Genomic DNA, 22,480 nt, shown 5'->3' with positions numbered 1-22,480 from the left:
AATAATGAAAAATATGTCGCTAGGGGTGCCGGATGGCTGAGAGATGTATATCGACCCTCACTACTTGATATGGTTAGTACCATCGTAAGGAAGCATTTAGTTATGTATAGGTTCTCTGGTGATATTATATTCTAAAGAGGACTTTTTTTATGGAAAAAACAAAGAAAACAGGAACATTGGTAGAATGTTCAGTTTTGATTGCTATGGCTTTTGTGTTAAGCTTTATTAAGATTATCGACATGCCATACGGTGGAGCAGTAACAGCGGCAAGTATGTTGCCTATTATAATTGCAGGTTACAGACATGGATTGAAATGGGGACTTATTACAAGTTTTACATATAGTATTTTGCAATTATTAACAGGTCTATCAAATGTTTCTTATGCTACATCAACAACAGCTATGATTGCCATAATTCTTTTAGACTACATTGTGGCTTTTACAGTGCTTGGTTTACTTGGTGTTGTTAAGAAAAATAAACATCAGACAGGTGCCTTAGTTTTAGGAACATTGATTGTTTGTTTATTAAGATATTTATGTCATTTTATTACAGGTTGTACAGTATGGGCAGGTGTATCAATTCCAACAGCTGATGGAGCATTATATTCTTTAGTATACAATGGAGCATACATGATTCCTGAAACTGTAGTTACAGTATATGTTATGGCGCTTGTTTCAAATTCAATTGATTTAAGAGCAGCAAAACCTGTAACAAGAGAAAAGTCAAAGAACATTATGGCTGTTTTAAATGGCGTATTAGTATGTGGTATAGCAATAATTGTTGACTTCCTAATTATATTTAGACAAATCCAGACAGAAGACGGATTTAAGATAACACTTATCGCAAATACAAACTGGATGTTAGTAGGTGTGATTTTATTAGTAGGTGTTATTGTTGGTGGCTTAACTTATGTAATTACTAAATTAGTAGTTTCAAAAAAGAAAACTGTTTTGCCTAGAAGAGAAAATTAATAAATCAGAAACAAACCTTGAAAGAAAATAAAGCTGATTAATAAGCAAATTAATTACCAAAGCGAATTAATTACCAAAACTAATTAATTGCAAAAACGAATAATTAATCATGCTGAAAAATAAATAATAATATTTATAGATATGTATTTGTGTGAATGTAAAATATAAATAAGGGTATTAGAAATAAATTAAACTATAAACTATTAGAGGGAGAGTACATGTTCTATAAATTTGTTAGCTGAAGCTGTAACAAAATGTTGCAGCTTCTTTTTAGCATTTTGTAGCTGAAGTTTAATTTGTTTTAGTTTGAGTTAAAAGTTTTATTGCTTTATATATTAGTTAAGGTTTTTGCTAATATACAGCTTCTCTTATCTTATTTTTGTTGACGTTGTTTCTAGTATCATTTATCATTATTAAGATGTATAATTTAGAAGGATTTATTTAGAATAAATTAAGTTAAAAATACTAAAATAAGGTATGTATATGGATAATAAAAGATTAAAAGAACAGAAAAGTAATACAGAAGAAATAAGATTAAATAAATTTTTAAGTGATGCAGGTTTTTGCTCAAGAAGACAGGCTGACAGATTAATAGAAGAAGGGCATGTTAAGGTAAACAACGAAACTGCTTTGATGGGGCAGAAAGTAACTTTGTTAGACAAAGTTACTGTTGATGGAAAAGAAGTTTCAAGAGAAGAAGAACAGATTGTTATAGCTTTTAATAAGCCTGTTGGAGTAGAATGTACAACTGACAAAAATAATCCCGATAATATTGTAGATTATATTAACTATAAGAAGAGAATTTATCCTATTGGAAGATTGGACAAGAATTCTCAAGGGTTAATATTGTTAACGAATGACGGGGCGTTGGTTAATAACATTTTAAAAGCTTCCAATTATCATGAAAAGGAATATGTTGTAACTGTTGATAAACCCATTACAGAGGAGTTTATCAAACAAATGTCCAAAGGAGTAAAAATATTAGACCAGGTTACAAGACCTTGCGTTGTTAAAAAAGTTAATAAACATACATTTAATATTATTTTAACTCAGGGCTTAAACAGACAGATTAGAAGAATGTGCGAAACTCTTGGCTTTAAAGTTCAGAAATTAAAAAGAGTCAGAATTATGGGAGTGCATTTGGATAATTTACCAATTGGAAATTATAGAAACTTAACAAATAGTGAATTAGATTCATTAAAGAAAAATTAAAGCGGTTTATCAAAATATGTAAGTGAGGATTAGATTTAAAGTGGATAAAAAAGAAAGAATCAAAGAGTTAGTAGATATATTAAATAAGGCGAGTAAAGCATACTATCAGGATGCAAAGGAAATAATGAGCAACTTTGAATATGATGCTTTATATGATGAATTAGTACAGTTAGAAAAAGATACAGGAATTGTTTTGGCGAACAGCCCCACAGTTAATGTAGGCTATGAGGTTGTAAGTGAACTTCCTAAAGAACAGCATGAAAGTCCAATGTTATCTTTGGACAAAACTAAGGAAGTAAATGTGCTGGCTGATTTCGCGGGAGACAAAAAATCATTATTGTCTTGGAAACTTGATGGCCTTACAGTGGTTTTAACATACGAGCAGGGAAAACTTTTTAAGGCTGTTACAAGAGGTAATGGTGAAATTGGTGAAGTTATAACAAATAATGCAAAAACATTCAAAAACATTCCTTTAAGCATTCCTTATGAGGGAAGATTGGTGTTACGTGGAGAAGCCATTATAAAATATTCTGATTTTGAAAAAATCAACAGGGAAATTGAGGATGCTCAGGCAAAATATAAGAACCCAAGAAATTTATGCTCAGGTTCCGTAAGACAATTAAACAGTGAAATTACTGCTAAAAGAAATGTAAACTTTATAGCTTTTGCCTTGATTAGTGCAGAAAATGTTGATTTTAAAAATTCAATTGAGCACCAATACTTATGGCTTGAACAACAGGGATTTGAAGTTGTTGAAAGAAAAGAAGTAACATCTTCAAATATGGAAGAAACTGTAAAGTATTTTGCAGAAAAAATCAAAGAATACGATTATCCTTCAGATGGTTTGGTTTTAATGTATGATGATATTGAATATGGTTTATCTTTAGGCAGAACTGCGAAGTTCCCAAGAAACGGAATTGCTTTTAAATGGGAAGATGAACAGGCTGAGACAACTTTAGAATATATCGAATGGAGTCCAAGCAGAACAGGTTTGATTAATCCTGTTGCAGTTTTTAAACCGGTAGAACTTGAAGGGACTACAGTTACAAGAGCAAGTGTTCACAATATCAGCATAATGGAGGAACTTAAATTAGGAGATGGGGATACAATTAAAGTGTACAAGGCTAATATGATTATCCCTCAAATTTCCGAAAACGTAACTAAATCAGGCAAGTGCATTATACCTGAAATTTGTCCGGCATGTGGAGAAAGAACAGAAATAAAAAATGACAACGGAGTAAAAACTTTATATTGTCCGAACAAACAATGCCCCGCAAAGCATGTTAAATTATATTCATTATTTGTTTCAAGAAATGCAATGAACATAGATGGATTATCAGAGGAAACTTTAGAGAAATTTATCGATGCAGGATACATTCACGAATTTGCGGATATATTTAATTTAAGCAGATATCAGAAAGAAATTGTGGAAACACCTGGATTTGGCCAAAAGTCTTACGACAATTTAATTGATTCCTTAAACAAGGCAAGAGAGGTAGAATTACATGCTCTTTTATATAGCCTGGGAATTCCGAATATCGGTGTGGCAAATGCCAAGCTTATTTGCAAATACTTTAATAATGATATTGAAAAAATCACACATGCTACAGCAGAAGAGTTAGTTAAAATAGATGGCATTGGTGACAAGATGGCTGTTAAATTTGTGGAGTATTTTTCTGATAAAGAAAATATTAAAAAGTTTAACAACCTATTAAATGAATTAACAATTATAAAAGAAGAAAACAACGAAGAACAAAACATGGCAGGTCTTAACTTTGTGGTTACAGGAAGTGTGGAAAGGTTTGCCAATCGTAATGAAGTAAAAGATTATATTGAAAAAAGAGGTGGCAAGGTTACAGGCTCAGTAACTTCAAAAACTAATTATTTAATTAATAATGATTTACTATCAAATTCTTCTAAAAACAAAAAAGCCAAGGAACTGGGTATAGAAATCATTAATGAAGAACAGTTTTTAGAGCGTTGGAAATAAAAAATAATATCTTAAGTATACACAGAAAAGCAGTTGACAATACAACTGCTTTTTATTTATAATTGGATTGTATTACACCAAGTAGTACAAATGAAAAAGAAAGGGGTAAGGAATGCTTACTGTAAATTTCAGTTCCAGAACACCGGTATATCAGCAGCTATACGATGATGTAATAAGACTGGTATCTTTAGGTGTTTTGAAAAGTGATACAAAATTACCACCGGTTAGAATTTTGGCTACAGAATTGGGAATTAATCCAAATACTGTTCAGAAGGCTTACAAAATGCTTGAAAAAGATGGATATATATATTCTACAGTAGGAAGAGGAAGTTTTGTTTCTAACAAGTTGGATCAAAACCAGGCAGAAAAAATCCAGGCGAAAAATGATTTGAAAGAATCAATAGATAAAGCATATAAAAAGGGGATTACCAAGGATGAAATGATTGAGTTGGTAGATGAAATTACAAGCGGAGGAAGAGTGAATGATTGAAATAAAAAATCTCACAAAAAGATTTGAAAAAACAGTCGCAATAAATAATTTAAACTGCGAAATATCAGAAGGAATGATATTCGGTTTGGCAGGTAGCAACGGCAGTGGAAAAAGTACATTACTTAGAACATTGTCTGGAGTTTATGAACCTAACCAGGGACAGGTTATAATTGACGGTCAGAATGCCTTTGATAACCATGTTATAAAAGAAAGATGTGCATACATTGCTGACTATCCGTATTTCTTTAATGATAGTACAGTTGATAAAATGGCAGACTTGTACAGAAAAATGTATTCAAACTGGAGCGAGGAACGTTATTTGAAATTATGTTCAATGTTTCCAATTGCAACAAACAAAAAAATTGTAAACATGAGTAAAGGTATGCAACGTCAGGCGTCTGTTATTTTGGCGTTTGCAACAAATCCTAAATATTTATTTTTAGATGAAATTTTTGACGGCCTTGATCCTGTAATAAGAAATACATTGAAAACATTGATAATTGAGGATGTAACAGACAGAGAGATGACATGTATTATAGCATCTCATAATCTTAGAGAAATAGATGATATTTGTGACAAAATCGTACTTTTACATAAAGGTACATTGGTAACTAATGAAGAGACCGATGAACTAAAAAGCCAGATGCATAAAATACAGCTTGCTTTTAATAAGTCAATTGACAGAAAAGTGTTTAGACAAATTGGGGCTGACATAATGAGACAGGTTGGAAATTATTATGTACTTATGGTAAAGGGAGATATTGAGGAAATCATGAAAGAATTAAATGAATTGGAACCTGCATTTATTGAGGTTATGCCTTCTACATTAGAAGAAGTATTTATAAGCAAAATGGAGGGGGTAGGATATGGCAAGTAATATACCGACAGCTTTCAGTCAAAGGAAGAAAGCTTTAAACTTATTTAGATGGACTAACAAAAGATACAGAGGCATATTAATTGCATATATTCTTTTATTATCAGTATCATCTCCTTTAATGGAACTTATTATTAAATTAAAAAACAGAAACATAGAAGAAGTTGTAAATGCGGCACCGGTGCTTATTGGAACAACATTTACATTAGTGGCAATGATTTTTTCTACAGTCTTTGCCTTTGTGTCATTTTCATACATACATAATAAAAGATGTGTGGATATGTTTGGTAGCTTTCCTGTAGATAGGGCGACAATGTTATTTACAAGATTGTTTTCTGTAATATTCCAGACAGTTATACCAATATTTATAGTTGGCTTAATTAGTGCAATGATGACTTTTGACTTGGATGGATTTTTGCACGTGTCAAGAAATGTATTGTTTGTTGCAATTGCTGTTGTAGGCAACGTGACATTTATTTCAGCAGTTTCACTTTGCTGTGGAACAGTTGTGGATACAGTTGTAAGTTATATAGCCATAAACGGAATTTATCCGGTATGCGTTTTGATTTGCTACCTGTTCCCAAATTCAATACTTCCGGGATACAGCGTAAAGTCAATGAATAACTACGAAATTTACACATTATTAAGTCCTTTCCTTGCACCGTTTGCAGGGGCTTTCGGAAAACACAATCTGCTCTATGTATTATGGTGGGTAGGTTTTAGTGTAGCATTACTTATTGCAAGTTACTATCTCGTTAAGAAAAGAAAAGTTGAAGTTGCACAGAACTCATCAATTCATATAGGACTTGAGCAGACTATAAAAGTATTTGCCGGTTTTGCAGTTGGTTTCTGTTTCGGCTGGATACTTGTTGCTATTTCTGGAAAAGAATCAACAGGGGTACAGTTTATATGGTTTACTGTTGGAATTTTAATTGGCACAATTGCAACAGTTATAATACTCCATTTAATTTATAACAGAAGTCTGTCTGACATTAGAAAAAGTGTTTTAGTAATAGGAATCGATATAGTTTTTGTATTCATTTTTTTAATTTCAATTGCCAGAGGCGGTTTAGGATTTGACAAGAGAATACCTAATGAAAAAGATGTAGAGGCAGTTGCAGTCTCAATGGACAGCAGTTCAAGCTTCATTGTAAACGGCGTTAATATTAGTGAGTATTACATTAAGGATAAGAACGCAATTGAGGCAACTTTAAATGCACATAGAGCTGTTGTTAAACAGGCACTTGAAGATAAGAGTATAATATATCCTATTTACGGAAGTAAAGATGTATCATTCGCAAAAGAAGGTGTGGATGAAATAACAAAGGATTATTATAGATTAAACATTTCATATAAGCTGAAAAATGGTTCTTATATAAACAGAACTTATGATGGATGTTTTTATGGGGATGAGTTTGACAGATTGTCAAAAATCGTTAAGAAACAAAATAATATAGTTGGTAATCTTATGAAAATACCTGCTTCCTATCTGTCGTATGTTGAGATAACTGACACTGTTAATGACAGAAGTACAGGTTTAGATGAATTTACTGAAAAAGGAAAGAAGGAAATTTACGAAGAACTGAGAAATGCAGCAAAGAAAGATTACGACCAAATGGGCGAAAAATTCTTTAGTACAAAGAACATGAAATGGCAGTTGTCATTATCCTTTATGGAGGATACTTATAACGGAGACGGCAATCAGATATACATAACCTTCAACATAAGTAAGAAGCACAAGAATCTATATAAATTCTTATTAGATAAAGGATATGAAAATGTTGAATTAATTAACTTAAAACAGGAAATGTATAGAGGTCAGGATAATAATTACGGCACAATGACCGGAAAAGAACGACGAACTGTTTATTTTAAAGTTCCAAAGTATTGGGACAATGCTAAGGAGATAAGAGCCTTTTTATATGACAGTGATGAATATAATTTCTACACAACATCTTTCAGTGTGAAAGAATCACAATGTGAGAGAGTGAAGGGAAATCTTTGGAAATATACATATTCTTTAGGTAGTAACATGGAAACAGGCACTTTAGATAAGGTGTTTGATAAAATTATGTTCTGTCAGGTAGAAGAGAATGGCGTACAGACTACAGGATGTGTAACATTACCTAAAAATAGGGAAAAGAAATGCCTGAAATTAAAAAACGGTAAGTTTGGTCTTAATGGTGATGGCATTAGAGATTCTTTATATAACTATAAGTGGGAAAAATTAAAGTAGTCTTATTGACCGAGAAGAAAATAGTGATATAATTGAATAAGGTTTTGACTTAAATGCACATATGTCAAAATATTATGACAAATTAATAATACGGAGGAATAAAAGATGGACAAGAAAAATATTGACTGGGCAAATCTTGGTTTTGGTTATGTAGATACTGACAAGAGATTTGTGGCAAATTTCAAAGATGGCAAGTGGGATGATGGAGTATTAACAGAGGACTCAAACGTAGTCATTAACGAATGTGCCGGAGTATTACAGTATGCTCAGACTATTTTCGAAGGAATGAAGGCGTACACAACAGAGGATGGACGCATAGTCACATTCCGTCCTGACTTAAACGCATCTCGTTTCGCTGATTCAGCAAGAAGATTAGAGATGCCTGTATTCCCAGAGGATAAATTCGTAAAAGCTATTAAGGAAACAGTAAAGGCTAACGCAGCATACGTTCCACCTTATGGTTCAGGAGCTACATTATATGTAAGACCTTATATGTTCGCAAGCTCAGCAGTAATTGGTGTTAAGCCTGCAGAAGAATATCAGTTCAGAGTTCTTACAACACCTGTAGGACCTTACTTTAAGGGCGGCGCAAAGCCAATTACAATTAAGGTTAGTGATTTTGATAGAGCAGCTCCTCATGGAACAGGACATATCAAAGCAGGTCTTAACTATGCAATGAGCTTACATGCAATTGTTACTGCACATGCAGAAGGTTTTGATGAGAACATGTACCTTGATGCAGCAACAAGAACAAAGGTAGAAGAAACAGGTGGTGCAAACTTCATTTTCGTAACAAAAGATAATAAAGTTGTTACTCCAAAGTCAAACAGTATTTTACCTTCAATTACACGTCGTTCAATTATGCATGTTGCAAAAGAATATCTTGGACTTGAAGTTGAAGAAAGAGAAGTATTCATCGATGAAGTTAAAGATTTTGCAGAATGTGGTTTATGTGGAACAGCAGCAGTTATTTCACCTGTTGGTAAGATTGTAAATCATGGCGAAGAAATCTGCTTCCCAAGTGGAATGGATGAAATGGGACCTATTACAAAGAAATTATATGAAACATTAACAGGTATCCAGATGGGCAGAATTGAAGCTCCAGAAGGCTGGTTAGTAGAAATTAAGTAATGACAATAAAAAGTCCGCTTATGTAACAGTAGGCGGGCTTATTTATTAATTGTGATTTCTTTGAAATCACAATTAATAAATAACGTTCCACTAGGGATGCACACTGGCGCAAAAGGAAAAATGTTGCTGAAGCAACATGCGCTCGGTGCGTAGAATGTCCCAAGGGACATTCTTAATTATATAATTGTGATTTCAAAGAAATCCCAATTAATTTGTTGTAGCTATTACTATTATGAAGGAGAAAAATATATATGTGGACAAGAGCAGAATTAAAAAGTACAGCCAGACAGATACTACAGAAGAATTACTGGAGTGGGGTACTTGTAACTTTGATATTATCCATTGTTATTGGTAATTTTAGTTTTGGAACATCAGTTAATTTTAATGACGTAACAGATTCCATAACTAACACGGGAAATTCTATTTTAACAGACAACTCTTATATGGGATATACAGATCAAAGTGTGAATTTACAGTTTAATATTTTAAGAACAAGATTACTGGGAATTATGAAAAATATTTCATACACACAGATTTCCATGGTGTTAATACTTGGAATAATCATTTTCCTAGCAGGTCTTGCTTTAGCTTTCTTAGTTTTTGCACAGTTAGAGGTTGGCTGTAAGAGATGGTTAATTAAAAACAGAACAGTGAATCCTCAATTTAGTGAAATGACAGAAGGGTTCAGAAATGGGTATTTAAACATTGCAAAAACAATGTTTTTAAAATCATTATATACATCATTATGGTCACTGTTATTTATTATACCCGGTATAGTTAAAATGTACGAATACAGAATGATACCATATTTGCTTGCTGAAAATCCTAATATGAGTTCCAGCGAAGCTTTTAGAAGAAGCAGACAAATGATGATGGGGAATAAAATGAATGCGTTTGTCCTTGACTTATCATTTATTGGTTGGAATATTTTGGCAGCGTTTACATGTGGTATACTTAACATATTCTATGTTGTACCATATAAATGTTTAACAGATGTAGAATTATACGTGACTCTATGTGGTTATCCTAAGCAGAATAATCAGCAACAGCATGATAATTTTAATACAAATTATGACAGTTACGAAGAAGTTTAGAAAAAAGTCACTTTTTGGAAACAAAATTCGATTATTATACTAGACAAAGGAATTATAATTTGTTAAAATTATAACAAAGTTGAAAATCTTTTTAAAAATTATATATATGGAGGATTAATATTATGTCAAAAAAAGTAGTTATTGCAGGCGCATGTCGTACAGCAATCGGTAAGATGGGTGGAGCTTTAAGCACAACTCCAGCACCAGTTTTAGGATCTATTGTTATTGAAGAAGCTCTTAAGAGAGCAGGCGTACCAAAGGACGCTGTTGATCACGTATACATGGGATGCGTTATCCAGGCTGGTCTTGGACAGAACGTAGCTCGTCAGGCTTCAATCAAGGCAGGTCTTCCAATTGAAACACCAGCAGTTACAGTAAACGTTGTTTGTGGATCAGGTCTTAACTGTGTAAACATGGCTGCGCAGATGATTAAAGCAGGAGATGCTGATATTGTTGTTGCAGGTGGTATGGAAAATATGTCAATGGCACCATACGCACTTCCAAAGGCAAGATTTGGTTACAGAATGAACAATGGTACAATCATTGATACAATGGTAAATGATGCTTTAACAGATGCATTCAACAACTACCACATGATGATTACTGCTGAAAACGTAGCTGAACAGTGGGGAATCTCAAGAGAAGAATTAGATGAATTCTCAGCAAACTCACAGCAGAAATGCGAAAAGGCTATGGCTGACGGTAAGTTCAAAGATGAAATCGTACCTGTTGTTGTTAAGAATAGAAAGGGCGATATCGTTGTAGATACAGATGAAGGACCAAGAGCTGGTACAACAGCTGAATCACTTGGTAAACTAAGATGCTGTTCAGGAAAGCCTGATGGTGTTATTACAGCAGGAAATGCTTCAGGTATTAACGATGGAGCTGCAGCAGTTGTAGTTATGAGCGAAGAAAAAGCTAAAGAATTAGGTGTTACACCTATGGCTACATTTGTTGCCGGAGCACTTGGTGGTGTTGCACCTGAAATCATGGGTGTTGGACCAGTTGCTTCAACAAAGAAAGTTATGGAAAAAACTGGCTTAACAGTTGATGATATGGACTTAATCGAAGCTAACGAAGCTTTCGCAGCACAGTCAGTAGCAGTTGCTAGAGACTTAAAGTTCGATATGAGCAAAGTAAACGTAAACGGTGGTGCTATCGCACTTGGACATCCGGTAGGAGCTTCAGGTTGCCGTATCCTTGTTACATTACTTCATGAAATGCAGAAGAGAGATGCTAAGAAGGGTCTCGCTACTTTATGTATCGGTGGCGGAATGGGTTGCTCAACAATCGTTGAAAGAGACTAATTGAATACATAAAAAGCTGGTGGCAATTTTTTACTACCAGCTTTTAGTGTGTTTTTCTACCATAAGAGTTTATCCAAACTCTTAATACAATTATAATTTTTTAAGGAGAAGTGATATGGAATTTATTACTTATGAACAGGATGGATTTGTTGGAGTAATTACAATCAACCGTCCAAAGGCATTAAATGCATTAAACAGCCAGGTTCTTGATGAATTAAATGCAACTCTAGATGCAGTTAATTTAGATGAAACAAGAGCATTAGTTTTAACAGGTGCAGGAGAAAAATCATTTGTAGCCGGTGCTGATATTGGAGAAATGTCAACATTAACAAAGGCTGAAGGTGAAGCATTTGGTAAAAAAGGAAACGATGTATTTAGAAAGTTAGAAACATTTGACATTCCTGTAATCGCTGCCGTAAACGGATTTGCTTTAGGTGGTGGATGCGAAATCTCAATGAGTTGTGATATTAGACTTTGTTCTGAAAATGCAATTTTCGGACAGCCTGAAGTAGGTCTTGGAATCACACCTGGATTTGGTGGAACACAAAGACTTGCAAGATTAGTTGGTCCTGGAATGGCTAAGCAGATGATTTACACAGCTAGAAACATTAAGGCTGATGAAGCTTACAGAATCGGTCTTGTAAATGCTGTATATCCACAGGAAGAATTATTAGATGCTGCAAAGAAGTTAGCTGCAACAATTGCTAAGCAGGCTCCTATCGCAGTTAGAGCTTGTAAGAAAGCTATCAACGATGGCCTTGATGCAAGCATGGATGATGCTATCGTTATTGAAGAAAAATTATTTGGAAGCTGCTTCGAAACAGAAGATCAGAAGGCAGGAATGGGTAACTTTCTTGAAAAAGATAAAGAAAAGAAGTTAAAAGTTGTTCCTTTCCAGAACAAATAATTAAATAAGGAAAACACCACATGGATTTAATTTCATTGTGGATACAATTTAAATTTTATAAAAATATTTTTGGAGGAAAATAAGATGAAAGTTGGAGTAATTGGTGCTGGTACAATGGGCCAGGGAATCGCAAAGGCTTTTGCTATGGTTGATGGTTACACAGTAGCTTTATGTGACATCAAGCAGGAATGGGCAGAAGGCGGAAAAGACAAGATTGCTAAAGGATATGCAAGACTTGTTGCAAAAGGAAAAATGACACAGGAACAGGTTGATGGTATTCTTGATAGCATCACACCAGGTCTTAAGGAAGACTTATGTGCAGATTGTGACTTAATCGTTGAAGCTGCATTTGAAAACATGGAAGTTAAGAAAACTACATTTAGTGAATTAGATAAGATTTGCAAGCCTGAATGTATCTTTGCTTCAAATACATCATCACTTTCTATCACAGAAATCGGAAATGGTCTTACACGTCCTATGATTGGTATGCATTTCTTCAACCCTGCTGATAGAATGAAATTAGTAGAAGTTATCGCAGGCGTTAATACACCTGACGAAACAGTAGAAGAAATCATTAAGATTTCAAAAGAAATTGGAAAGACACCTGTACAGGTAAATGAAGCTGCAGGATTTGTAGTAAACAGAATTTTAATTCCAATGATTAACGAAGCTGCTTTCATTAAGATGGAAGGTGTTTCAGATATCGCTGGTATTGATGCAGCTATGAAGCTTGGTGCTAACCACCCAATGGGACCACTTGAATTAGGTGATTTCGTTGGTTTAGATATCTGCCTTGCAATTATGGATGTACTTTATAATGAGACAGGAGATAGCAAATATCGTGCATGTCCATTAATCCGTAAGATGGTTAGAGGTGGAAATCTTGGTGTTAAATCAGGTAAGGGATTCTACGTTTATAACGCAGACCGTACAAAGACACCAGTAGATGCTCAGTAATTTAGAGCAAACTATAAATATGGAGGAAAGATAAATGGATTTTACTTTAAGCAAAAAACATGAAATGGCTAGAACTCTTTTCAAAGAATTCGCTGAAAATGAAGTTAAACCTCTTGCTCAGGAAACAGATGAAAATGAACAGTTTCCAGTAGAGACAGTTGAAAAGATGGCAAAATATGGTTTCCTTGGTATACCGGTTCCTAAGGAATACGGCGGACAGGGATGTGACGTTTTAACATATGTAATGTGTGTTGAAGAATTATCAAAAGTATGTGGTACAACAGGTGTTATCGTATCTGCACATACATCACTTTGTATCGATCCTATTATGACATTCGGTACAGAAGAACAGAAGAAGAAATATGTTCCAGATCTTGCAAGTGGTAAGAAGCTTGGAGCTTTCGGTCTTACAGAACCTGGTGCCGGTACAGACGCACAGGGACAGCAGACAAAGGCTGTATTTGATGAAGCTACAAATGAATGAGTATTAAACGGTTCTAAGTGCTTCATTACAAATGGTAAGTACGCAGATGTTTACATTGTAATCGCTGTAACAGGTAAAGTTGAAAAACGTGGTAGAATGATGAAAGAAATTTCAGCATTTATCGTTGAAAAAGGAACACCTGGATTTACATTTGGTACAAAAGAAAAGAAGATGGGTATCCGTGGTTCAGCTACATACGAATTAATCTTTGAAGATTGCCGTATCCCAGCTGAAAACTTACTTGGTAAGAAGGGTAAAGGTTTCGGTATCGCTATGCATACACTTGATGGTGGACGTATTGGTATCGCTTCACAGGCTCTTGGTCTTGCTGAAGGTGCTCTTGAAACAACAATCGAATATGTTAAGGAAAGAAAACAGTTCGGTAGAGCAATTGGTCAGTTCCAGAATACTCAGTTCCAGTTAGCAGATATGGCTACTAAGGTAGAAGCTGCTAAGATGTTAGTATACAAAGCTGCAAGAGCTAAAGATACTCAGAAGGAATATGGTTTCGAAGCTGCTCAGGCTAAATTATATGCAGCAGAAGTTGCAATGGAAGTTACAACTAAGGCTGTTCAGTTACACGGTGGTTATGGTTATATCAGAGAATATGACGTTGAAAGAATGATGAGAGATGCTAAGATTACAGAAATCTACGAAGGTACTTCAGAAGTTCAGCGTATGGTAATCTCTGCAAACTTATTAAAGTAATAGGAGGTACTAATCGTGAAAATTATCGTTTGTGTAAAACAGGTACCTGATACAAAGGGTGGAGTTAAATTTAACCCAGATGGTACATTAGATAGAGGTGCAATGCTTACAATTATGAACCCTGATGATAAGGCAGGCCTTGAAGCTGCACTTAGATTAAAAGATCAGTACGGTGCTGAAGTAACAGTTCTTACAATGGGACTTCCAAAGGCTGAAGACGTTCTTCGTGAAGCTATGGCTATGGGTGCTGACAACGGAATCTTAGTAACAGATAGAGTTTTAGGTGGTGCTGATACTTGGGCTACATCTACAACAATTGCTGGTGCTATTAGAAACATTAAGGATTATGACATTATTATTACAGGACGTCAGGCTATCGATGGTGATACAGCTCAGGTTGGACCACAGATTGCTGAACATCTTGGAATCCCTGTTATTTCATACGCTGAAGGTATTGAAGTTGACGGAGATAGCGTAATTGTTAAGAGACAGTATGAAGATAGACATCATATGCTTAAAGCTAAAATGCCTGTATTAATTACAGCTCTTTCAGAATTAAATGATCCTCGTTACATGACTCCAGGTGGAATTTTTGATGCTGTTGATGCTGAAATCACAACTTGGGGAAGAGCAGATTTAGTAGATGTAAACGATGGAGACCTTGGTCTTAAGGGTTCACCTACAAAGATTGCTAAGGCATCAGATAAGGTTCGTAAGGGTGCTGGAGAAAAGGTTGCTCCTGATTCACCTGATGAAGCAGTTGAGTACATCATGGACAAATTATTAACAAAGCACGTTATTTAGTAGAGAGGAGATTATAATTATGCAGAACATTAATTTAGAAGATTATAAAGGCGTATATGTCTTCGCTCAGCAGGTAGATAACGAATTAAGCGGTATCGCATTCGAGTTACTTGGAGAAGCAGGAAGACTTGCAAAACCATTAAATACAGAAGTAACAGCCGTACTTCTTGGATCAAACGTTGGAAATTTAGTTGATCAGTTAGCTGAATATGGCGCTGATAAGGTTATCGTTGTTGATAATCCTGAACTTGAAACATACAGAACAGAACCATATGCTCAGGCTTTAACAGCAGTTATTAATGAATTCAAGCCTGAAATTATGTTAGTTGGTGCTACAGCAATCGGTAGAGATTTAGGTCCTACAGTTTCAGCTAGAGTAGCAACAGGTCTTACAGCTGACTGTACAGTTCTTGAAATTGGTGATTTCCCAATCAACCCAATTCCAGGTAGAGAACAGAAACATAATCAGCTTCTTATGACTCGTCCTGCATTCGGTGGTAATACAATTGCTACTATTGCATGTCCAGATCATAGACCACAGATGGCTACTGTTCGTGCCGGTGTTATGCAGAAGGCAGAACCAAAGGCAGGTGCAAAGGCAGAAGTTATTAACTTTGACGCTAAGTTAGAAAAGAACAGCAAATATGTTGAAATTCAAGAAGTAATTAAGTCTGTAACAGAAACAGTTGACATTATGGACGCTAAGATTTTAGTATCAGGTGGACGTGGTGTTGGTTCAGCAGAAAACTTCAAACTTCTTGAAGATTTAGCAGAAGCTCTTGGTGGTGAAGTAGCATGCTCAAGAGCAGTAACAGATAACGGTTGGTTACCAGTTGACAGACAGGTAGGACAGACAGGTAAGACAGTTCGTCCACAGGTTTACTTTGCAATTGGTATTTCAGGTGCTATCCAGCACGTTGCCGGTATGGAAGAATCAGACCTTATTATCGCAATCAACAAAGACGAAGATGCTCCAATCTTTGACGTAGCTGATTACGGTATCGTAGGTGATTTAAACAAGATCGTACCACAGCTTACAGCAGCAATTAAGGCAACAACAAGTGAAAAATAATCGCGAAGCTTTGAGTAAAGCGACGTAAACATAAAAAGCGAGAAGGTGGAATCGTGCTTGCACGAATGAAACCTTCTCGCTTTTTATGTTATACGGGGCATTTTACGAATGCCGCGTGCTTCTAGATTTGTTTTACAAATCTAGAAGAAACGTCGCTTCAAAGAAATGAAAATATTTCATGGAAGTAAAAAAATAATTGAAAAACAACAATTTGGCGTAGGAAAAATTCATAATGATTATGGCAGAGGCTTCTATTGTACAGAATCATTAGAAATAGCCAAGGAATGGGCGTGTGATTATTTGGAAGGTGGATTTGCCAATGTATACGAATTAGATTGTGAAGAGTTGAAAATTTTGAATTTAAATGATAAAAAATAATATTTTACATTGGCTATCAATACTAATTCAAAATCGTACATTTAGCAGCAATAGTGTAATGGAAATAATGTCAAAAAAATTTCTTATGGAAAAATATAATATTGATATTAGTGAATATGATTTGATAATGGGTATAGAGCAGATGATTCTTATTTCAGATTTGCAGAAGACTTTTTAAATAATTCAATAAGTGTTGAAAAATTAGAAAGAGCAAAGGATATTAACATAGCCAGTGTGGGAACAGTAAAAAATATTGCTGAAACTTTAGGATGTAATATTGAAGAAATAATTTAATAAAGTTAAAAATGATTTTGCATGATTAAATAATTTTAGAAAAATGGTAGAAAATAATAGTAAATGTTAAAAAAATGAAAAAACACTGTAAAAACGTTTAAAAATCTGTTAATATTATAAGGCAATAGCAAATAATAAGAAAGGAAAGTATAGCTAGGCTATACAAAAGAGGAGAATGTTAGAAAAAATATTTAAACTCAAACAGAACAATACTTCTGTTAAGACAGAAGTAATTGCGGGTCTTACAACATTTATGACTATGGCATATATTCTTGCTGTAAACCCAAACATTTTAAGTGATGGTACAAATATGGATAAGGAAGCCATCCTTATTGCTACATGTTTAGCTTCATTTATTGGTACAATGTGTATGGCGTTTATGGCAAATCTTCCATTTGCTTTATCAGCAGGTCTTGGACTTAATGCATATTTTGCATACACAGTTTGTGGTGAAATGGGATACTCATGGCAGATAGCATTATTTGCAGTATTTGTTGAAGGTATTATTTTTATAATTCTTTCTTTAACAAATGTACGTGAAGCTATTTTTGATGCAATTCCATTTAATCTTAAGAAGGCAGTATCAGTTGGTATTGGTTTATTTATTGCTTTCATTGGTTTACAGAATGCAGGACTTGTTCAGAATTCTGATTCAACACTTGTTACTATTACAGACTTTACAAAGAATTTCCATACAGCAGGCATTACAGCATTATTAGCTGTTATTGGTGTATTTATTACAGCTATACTCTATATTAAGAGAGTAAAAGGATCAATTCTTATTGGTATCGTATCAACATGGATTCTTGGAATTATCAGTGAATTAGTAGGATTATATGTTCCTAACGCAAAAGAAGGAGTATTTTCAGTTATTCCAACTAATTTTGTAAGTTTTGATTTTTCAGCATTAGGAAAAACATTTGGTCAGTGCTTCAACCTTGACTTCAAGGCTGTTGGTCTTATTAACTTCATCATTGTTGTATTTGCATTCCTTTTTGTAGACTTATTCGATACATTAGGAACAATCATTGGTGTAAGTACAAAAGCAGGTATGCTTGATGAAGATGGTAAGTTACCAAAGATTAAACCTGCACTGTTATCTGATGCTATCGCTACATCAGCAGGTGCTATTCTTGGTACATCAACTACAACAACATTCGTTGAATCATCAGCAGGTGTAGCTGAAGGTGGTCGTACAGGTCTTACAGCAGTTGTTACAGGATTATTATTCTTAGTAGCTGTAATCTTTTCACCTTTATTTATTACAATTCCATCATTTGCAACAGCTCCTGCACTTATCATGGTTGGATTCCTTATGTTTGGAGCTATTACAGATATTAAGTTTACAGATGATAATTTAACAGAAGCTATTCCAGCTTACCTTTGCGTAATCGCAATGCCATTATTCTACAGCATTTCAGAAGGTATTTCTGTAGGAATTATCTCATATGTATTAATTAACTTAGTATGTGGAAAAGGTAAGAAGGTTAAACCTTTATTATATGTTTTAGCTGTATTATTTATTTTAAAATATATATTCTTATAAAATAATATAACTATAAGATTTGAAAATTGAATATTAACTGTATATATAATGTTATATGCAGACAAAATAAAGGTTATGGTACTAACTTGGTAGTTGGTATCATAACCTTTTATGTTATATATATATTTACCATTTTAGTCAAAGCAGTTATAATGTTAAAGAAGAAAAATGTATATATGAAAATATGTAAATAAGAAAATATATAGTGCTAATTAAAAATAGATAATGGAAAAAGCTAGGCGGAAGCATTGTATATAATGTAACATTCTTCCAAGGTATATTTACATAGACAATATATAAAATAGTTATATAGGAGAAATTTATGAATATAAAAATTGAGTGGAAACAGTGTTTGAAAATTGGAATAAGTATATTCGCACTTTTTTTGTGTATTAACTACTGGAATGCGGTAGCTAATACGATAAGTGTGTTTATTAGTGGTGTTACTCCGATTTTAATAGGGTGCGTGGTTGCGTATATGGTTAATATTTTTATGTCAGGACTTGAAAAAAGATATTTTCCTAACAGCACCAAAGAAGGTGTTATAAAAAGCAGAAGACCTGTATGCATGGTACTGGCAATCGTTATTGTTTTAGGTGTGATAGCACTTTTGATTTATATGATTATACCAGAATTAATCAGATGTATTGAGACTTTTATTAATGGCATGCCGAATTTAATAAAAGAAATTTCTCAAAATAAATATGTTAAAAGAATGGTTTCTCCGGAAACATTAGACCAACTAAAAAACATGAAATGGGATAGCTATTGGGAAAAAATAGGCGGCTTTCTGTTTTCAGGAATTGGTGGTGCGGTAAATGCAGTGGCTGCTGTTGCAAGTTCTGTCATATCTGTTGTGGCAACTATTTTAATTGGAATTATTTTTTCTATATATTTTCTAACAGGAAAAGAAAGATTAATTAATCAAACAAAAAGAGTAATAAAAGTTGTTTTTAAGGAAAAATGGTATAACAAAATAATGCATTATATTTATATTTTTGATGATTGTTTTCATGGTTATATTGTGGGCAAATTAATTGATGCAGTTGTCCTTGGTGGGATGTGTATGTTTACCATGTTTATTTTAAGATTGCCATATGCGGTTATGATTGGAACACTAATAGGTTTTACTGCATTAATACCGGTTGTTGGTGCATATGTAGGAACTGCTGTTGGAGCAATTATGGTATTAACTGAGTCACCAATGCAGGCTATTATATTTGTAATTATTATTTTGGTAATTCAGTTAGTAGAGGGAAATATAATTTATCCAAAAATCATGGGCAATTCAATAGGTCTTCCCGGAATTTGGGTTTTGGCAGCTGTAACTGTAGGCGGTAGTTTGTTTGGAATAATTGGTATGTTAATTGGTGTTCCAATTATTGCGGGATTCTATAAGATAGCATCTGAAAGTATTCATAAAAGGGAAGAAAAACTAAAATAAATCCTTTTAAAAAAGTGCAAAAACAACCCTAGAAATATTATTGAAAAAATACTACAAAAGGAGTATTATATATTTCGTAGAACTAACAAAAGTTAGTAAGGACAAACAACTAAGGAGGAAAAGAAAATGGATGTATTAAAGAAAGTAGGAATGTTCGCAGCTGGAACATTATTTGGAACAGCAGGAATTAAGGTTTTAACAAGCAAGGATGCAAAGAAAGTATATGCTAACTGTACAGCAGCAGTTTTAAGAGCTAAGGACTGTGTAATGGATACAGTTACAGCAGTACAGGAAAACGCAGAAGATATTTATTCAGAAGCACAGCAGATTAATGAAGAAAGAGCTGCTGAAGAAGATATTTTTGAAGATGAAGATGTAGTGGAAGACGAAGAAGGCGAAGAAGAATAATGAAATTTGTTATTAAACACGATATAAAAGGAAGAATTCGTGTACATTTCATTAATGGAAAAATGTCTTACAGAGACGCTGATATTGTTCAGTATTATTTTGAAAATCTGGATTGTATAGAAGCGTGTAAAGTGTTTAATAGAACAAATGACGTTGTACTTAATTATACATGTACACGAAATAACGTACTGAAACTTTTACAGACTTTTTCTTATAAAAAAGTTAATGTGCCTGATACATATTTAGAGAATACAGGTAGAGAACTAAACGAATATTATAAGGAAAAGCTTATTGACAGGGTAATGGTACGCTATGGATGTAAGTTTTTACTTCCAACAAGTGTAAAGATAGCATTGACAGTTTATAATGCTACAAAATATATCGTCAAAGGCATAAAGGTTTTGGCAAAAGGCAAACTGGAAGTGCCTGTTTTAGATGCTACAGCCATAGGTGTATCTGTATTCAGAGGAGATACATCTACAGCAGGCTCTATTATGTTTTTACTTGGTATAGGCGAGTTACTTGAAGAGTGGACTCATAAGAAATCTGTTAGTGACTTAGCAAAGAGCATGTCACTTAACATTGAAAAAGTCTGGGTTAAGCATGGTGAAATTGAAGAGCAGATTGAATATAACAAAGTTAAACCTGATGATATTGTAATTGCAAGAATCGGCGAGATGGTTCCTTTTGACGGAGTTGTAGTTTCCGGTGAAGCAATGATTAACCAGTCATCAATGACAGGAGAATCAATACCTGTAAGAAAGATTACTGATAATTATGTATATGCAGGAACTGTTATTGAAGAAGGTCAGATAGAAGTTAGAGTTAAACAGACAGGTGGAACAGGTAAGTTTGATCAGATTGTTACAATGATAGAAGAATCTGAAAAATTAAAATCTTCAATAGAAGGAAAAGCTGAACACTTAGCTGACAAACTTGTTCCATTTTCATTAGGTGGAACACTTTTAACATATCTGTTTACAAGAAATGCTACCAAGGCAATTTCTATACTTATGGTTGATTATTCCTGTGCATTGAAATTGGCTATGCCTGTTTCTGTGCTGGCAGCCATAAGACAGGCAAGAGAACATAATATTACAGTAAAAGGTGGTAAGTTCCTTGAAAAAGTTGCAGTAGCAGATACTATTGTGTTTGACAAAACCGGTACATTAACAAAATCTGAACCGGTTGTTGTGGATGTGGTGCCTTTTAACGGTTATTCAAAAGATGAACTTTTAAGAATAGCAGCCTGTTTAGAAGAACATTTTCCACATTCTATTGCAAACGCAGTGGTGAATAAAGCAATAGAAAGAAATTTAGTTCACGAAGAACTTCATAGCAAAGTTGAATATATAGTTGCCCATGGAATAGCTACAACTATTTCCGGAAAACGTGCAGTTATTGGAAGTTATCATTTTGTTATGGAAGATGAAGGCTGTGTTGTACCTGAAGGCAAGCAGGAATTATTTGATAGTTTACCTAATGAATATTCACATTTATATCTTGCAATTGAAGGCAAACTTGAAGCAGTAATATTAATTGAAGATCCTTTACGCGAAGATGCAAAGGACACAATTAAAAAGTTAAAGAAGAATGGCATTAAGAAAGTTGTTATGATGACTGGTGACAGTGACAGAACAGCAAAAGCCATTGCAAAAAAAGTCGGTATAGATGAATACTATTCAGAAGTTTTGCCGGAAGATAAGGCAAAGTTCGTAGACAAAGAAATTGCAATGGGACATTCTGTGATTATGATTGGAGATGGCATTAATGACTCACCTGCATTATCTAAAGCAGATGTTGGAATAGCCATGAACCATGGAGCACAGGTTGCAAAGGAAATTGCAGACATAACTATTGATGGCGAGGATTTAGGCCAGATAGTAACATTACTTAAAATAAGCAAATCATTAATGAAAAGAATTAATAGAAATTATCGGACAATTGTTTCCTTTAATAGCGGTTTGATTGTAATGGGAGTTGTAGGAATCATTGCACCTACAACATCAGCGCTGTTACATAATGCGTCTACTTTGGCAATTGGTTTAAGTAGCATGAAGGATTTAGATTTGGAAAGATAATAGTTGTGGTATAACACAAATAGTTGAGTGGAATATCATAGACAACAACTTGAAAATAAAGAATCAAAAGAGGACTATAGTTTGGATGTAGA

Annotated in this window: 18 protein-coding genes, 1 pseudogene and 1 riboswitch; all 19 genes and pseudogenes read left to right on the top strand. The window is 34.1% G+C overall.

All coding sequences use genetic code 11. The features are described from left to right. Nucleotides 1-11 precede the first annotated feature (11 nt). Nucleotides 12-108, top strand: a riboswitch (TPP riboswitch). 41 nt (nucleotides 109-149) lie between these two features. The 19 genes and pseudogenes from ACQY63_RS04265 to ACQY63_RS04175 all read left to right on the top strand — a co-directional run bounded on the left by ACQY63_RS04265 (nucleotide 150) and on the right by ACQY63_RS04175 (nucleotide 22,388). Beyond that, nucleotides 150-971: an energy-coupled thiamine transporter ThiT gene (locus tag ACQY63_RS04265; RefSeq protein WP_022165364.1), complete on the top strand. Its 822-nt coding sequence runs from the start codon at nucleotides 150-152 to the stop codon at nucleotides 969-971. 483 nt (nucleotides 972-1,454) lie between these two features. Next, nucleotides 1,455-2,183 (top strand): pseudouridine synthase, encoded by a 729-nt coding sequence (locus ACQY63_RS04260; protein ID WP_302690061.1) that lies wholly within the window; start codon nucleotides 1,455-1,457, stop codon nucleotides 2,181-2,183. 40 nt (nucleotides 2,184-2,223) lie between these two features. Next, a complete protein-coding gene (ligA, locus tag ACQY63_RS04255; RefSeq protein WP_022165363.1) occupies nucleotides 2,224-4,173 on the top strand; it encodes an NAD-dependent DNA ligase LigA in 1,950 nt (649 codons plus the stop codon). A gap of 112 nt (nucleotides 4,174-4,285) precedes the next feature. Beyond that, the gene (locus tag ACQY63_RS04250; RefSeq protein ID WP_022165362.1) at nucleotides 4,286-4,663 is read left to right on the top strand and encodes a GntR family transcriptional regulator; all 378 of its coding nucleotides are present in this window, start codon (nucleotides 4,286-4,288) and stop codon (nucleotides 4,661-4,663) included. Beyond that, nucleotides 4,656-5,540 (top strand): ABC transporter ATP-binding protein, encoded by an 885-nt coding sequence (locus tag ACQY63_RS04245; RefSeq protein WP_022165361.1) that lies wholly within the window; start codon nucleotides 4,656-4,658, stop codon nucleotides 5,538-5,540. Before ACQY63_RS04250 ends, ACQY63_RS04245 begins: the two co-directional genes overlap by 8 nt. Then, complete coding sequence (locus tag ACQY63_RS04240) at nucleotides 5,530-7,773, top strand: hypothetical protein (RefSeq protein ID WP_428244780.1); 2,244 nt, start codon at nucleotides 5,530-5,532, stop codon at nucleotides 7,771-7,773. Before ACQY63_RS04245 ends, ACQY63_RS04240 begins: the two co-directional genes overlap by 11 nt. A 105-nt stretch (nucleotides 7,774-7,878) precedes the next feature. Then, nucleotides 7,879-8,904 carry a branched-chain amino acid aminotransferase gene (locus ACQY63_RS04235; RefSeq protein WP_022165359.1) on the top strand — a complete coding sequence of 342 codons (1,026 nt, stop codon included), beginning with the start codon at nucleotides 7,879-7,881 and terminating at the stop codon, nucleotides 8,902-8,904. Between the two features lie 251 nt (nucleotides 8,905-9,155). Continuing rightward, nucleotides 9,156-9,998: a DUF975 family protein gene (locus tag ACQY63_RS04230; protein WP_022165358.1), complete on the top strand. Its 843-nt coding sequence runs from the start codon at nucleotides 9,156-9,158 to the stop codon at nucleotides 9,996-9,998. A 122-nt stretch (nucleotides 9,999-10,120) separates the two neighbouring features. Then, on the top strand, nucleotides 10,121-11,305 hold the full coding sequence (locus ACQY63_RS04225; protein WP_022165357.1) for an acetyl-CoA C-acetyltransferase: 1,185 nt from the start codon (nucleotides 10,121-10,123) through the stop codon (nucleotides 11,303-11,305). A 115-nt stretch (nucleotides 11,306-11,420) separates the two neighbouring features. Continuing rightward, the gene (locus ACQY63_RS04220) at nucleotides 11,421-12,212 is read left to right on the top strand and encodes an enoyl-CoA hydratase-related protein (RefSeq protein ID WP_022165356.1); all 792 of its coding nucleotides are present in this window, start codon (nucleotides 11,421-11,423) and stop codon (nucleotides 12,210-12,212) included. An 84-nt stretch (nucleotides 12,213-12,296) separates the two neighbouring features. After that, nucleotides 12,297-13,169 carry a 3-hydroxyacyl-CoA dehydrogenase family protein gene (locus tag ACQY63_RS04215; protein ID WP_022165355.1) on the top strand — a complete coding sequence of 291 codons (873 nt, stop codon included), beginning with the start codon at nucleotides 12,297-12,299 and terminating at the stop codon, nucleotides 13,167-13,169. A gap of 34 nt (nucleotides 13,170-13,203) precedes the next feature. Next, nucleotides 13,204-14,361: pseudogene (locus tag ACQY63_RS04210) on the top strand (acyl-CoA dehydrogenase). Nucleotides 14,362-14,376: 15 nt separating this feature from the next. Next, nucleotides 14,377-15,165, top strand: coding sequence for an electron transfer flavoprotein subunit beta/FixA family protein (locus tag ACQY63_RS04205; protein WP_022165353.1), 789 nt, complete (start codon nucleotides 14,377-14,379; stop codon nucleotides 15,163-15,165). A 28-nt stretch (nucleotides 15,166-15,193) separates the two neighbouring features. Next, nucleotides 15,194-16,237 carry an electron transfer flavoprotein subunit alpha/FixB family protein gene (locus tag ACQY63_RS04200; protein WP_428245277.1) on the top strand — a complete coding sequence of 348 codons (1,044 nt, stop codon included), beginning with the start codon at nucleotides 15,194-15,196 and terminating at the stop codon, nucleotides 16,235-16,237. Between the two features lie 165 nt (nucleotides 16,238-16,402). After that, entirely contained in the window at nucleotides 16,403-16,615 is a 213-nt protein-coding gene (locus ACQY63_RS04195; protein WP_022166033.1) for a DUF3990 domain-containing protein, read from the top strand. A gap of 469 nt (nucleotides 16,616-17,084) precedes the next feature. After that, nucleotides 17,085-18,455, top strand: coding sequence for an NCS2 family permease (locus ACQY63_RS04190; protein ID WP_022166032.1), 1,371 nt, complete (start codon nucleotides 17,085-17,087; stop codon nucleotides 18,453-18,455). Between the two features lie 322 nt (nucleotides 18,456-18,777). Further along, nucleotides 18,778-19,899: an AI-2E family transporter gene (locus ACQY63_RS04185; RefSeq protein WP_428244779.1), complete on the top strand. Its 1,122-nt coding sequence runs from the start codon at nucleotides 18,778-18,780 to the stop codon at nucleotides 19,897-19,899. Between the two features lie 126 nt (nucleotides 19,900-20,025). Beyond that, the gene (locus ACQY63_RS04180; RefSeq protein ID WP_022166031.1) at nucleotides 20,026-20,307 is read left to right on the top strand and encodes a DUF6110 family protein; all 282 of its coding nucleotides are present in this window, start codon (nucleotides 20,026-20,028) and stop codon (nucleotides 20,305-20,307) included. After that, on the top strand, nucleotides 20,307-22,388 hold the full coding sequence (locus ACQY63_RS04175) for a heavy metal translocating P-type ATPase (protein WP_022166030.1): 2,082 nt from the start codon (nucleotides 20,307-20,309) through the stop codon (nucleotides 22,386-22,388). The genes ACQY63_RS04180 and ACQY63_RS04175 overlap by 1 nt, the downstream gene beginning before the upstream one ends. Nucleotides 22,389-22,480: the final 92 nt, after the last annotated feature.

The sequence above is a fragment of the Eubacterium sp. Marseille-QA0814 genome (genome assembly GCF_965119675.1).
GTDB lineage: Bacteria > Bacillota > Clostridia > Lachnospirales > Lachnospiraceae > Eubacterium_G.
Note: the sequence above shows the minus strand (reverse complement) of the source record. Positions and strands in the feature narration are given on the sequence as shown.

Excerpts from the sequence above, each read along its gene's own strand:
- ACQY63_RS04265 (WP_022165364.1), top strand. The coding sequence starts at position 150 with ATGGAAAAAACAAAGAAAACAGGAACATTGGTAGAATGTTCAGTTTTG.
- ACQY63_RS04260 (WP_302690061.1), top strand. The coding sequence starts at position 1,455 with ATGGATAATAAAAGATTAAAAGAACAGAAAAGTAATACAGAAGAAATA.
- ACQY63_RS04250 (WP_022165362.1), top strand. The coding sequence starts at position 4,286 with ATGCTTACTGTAAATTTCAGTTCCAGAACACCGGTATATCAGCAGCTA.
- ACQY63_RS04245 (WP_022165361.1), top strand. The coding sequence starts at position 4,656 with ATGATTGAAATAAAAAATCTCACAAAAAGATTTGAAAAAACAGTCGCA.
- ACQY63_RS04240 (WP_428244780.1), top strand. The coding sequence starts at position 5,530 with ATGGCAAGTAATATACCGACAGCTTTCAGTCAAAGGAAGAAAGCTTTA.
- ACQY63_RS04235 (WP_022165359.1), top strand. The coding sequence starts at position 7,879 with ATGGACAAGAAAAATATTGACTGGGCAAATCTTGGTTTTGGTTATGTA.
- ACQY63_RS04230 (WP_022165358.1), top strand. The coding sequence starts at position 9,156 with ATGTGGACAAGAGCAGAATTAAAAAGTACAGCCAGACAGATACTACAG.
- ACQY63_RS04225 (WP_022165357.1), top strand. The coding sequence starts at position 10,121 with ATGTCAAAAAAAGTAGTTATTGCAGGCGCATGTCGTACAGCAATCGGT.
- ACQY63_RS04220 (WP_022165356.1), top strand. The coding sequence starts at position 11,421 with ATGGAATTTATTACTTATGAACAGGATGGATTTGTTGGAGTAATTACA.
- ACQY63_RS04215 (WP_022165355.1), top strand. The coding sequence starts at position 12,297 with ATGAAAGTTGGAGTAATTGGTGCTGGTACAATGGGCCAGGGAATCGCA.
- ACQY63_RS04195 (WP_022166033.1), top strand. The coding sequence starts at position 16,403 with ATGAAAATATTTCATGGAAGTAAAAAAATAATTGAAAAACAACAATTT.
- ACQY63_RS04190 (WP_022166032.1), top strand. The coding sequence starts at position 17,085 with ATGTTAGAAAAAATATTTAAACTCAAACAGAACAATACTTCTGTTAAG.
- ACQY63_RS04185 (WP_428244779.1), top strand. The coding sequence starts at position 18,778 with ATGAATATAAAAATTGAGTGGAAACAGTGTTTGAAAATTGGAATAAGT.
- ACQY63_RS04180 (WP_022166031.1), top strand. The coding sequence starts at position 20,026 with ATGGATGTATTAAAGAAAGTAGGAATGTTCGCAGCTGGAACATTATTT.
- ACQY63_RS04175 (WP_022166030.1), top strand. The coding sequence starts at position 20,307 with ATGAAATTTGTTATTAAACACGATATAAAAGGAAGAATTCGTGTACAT.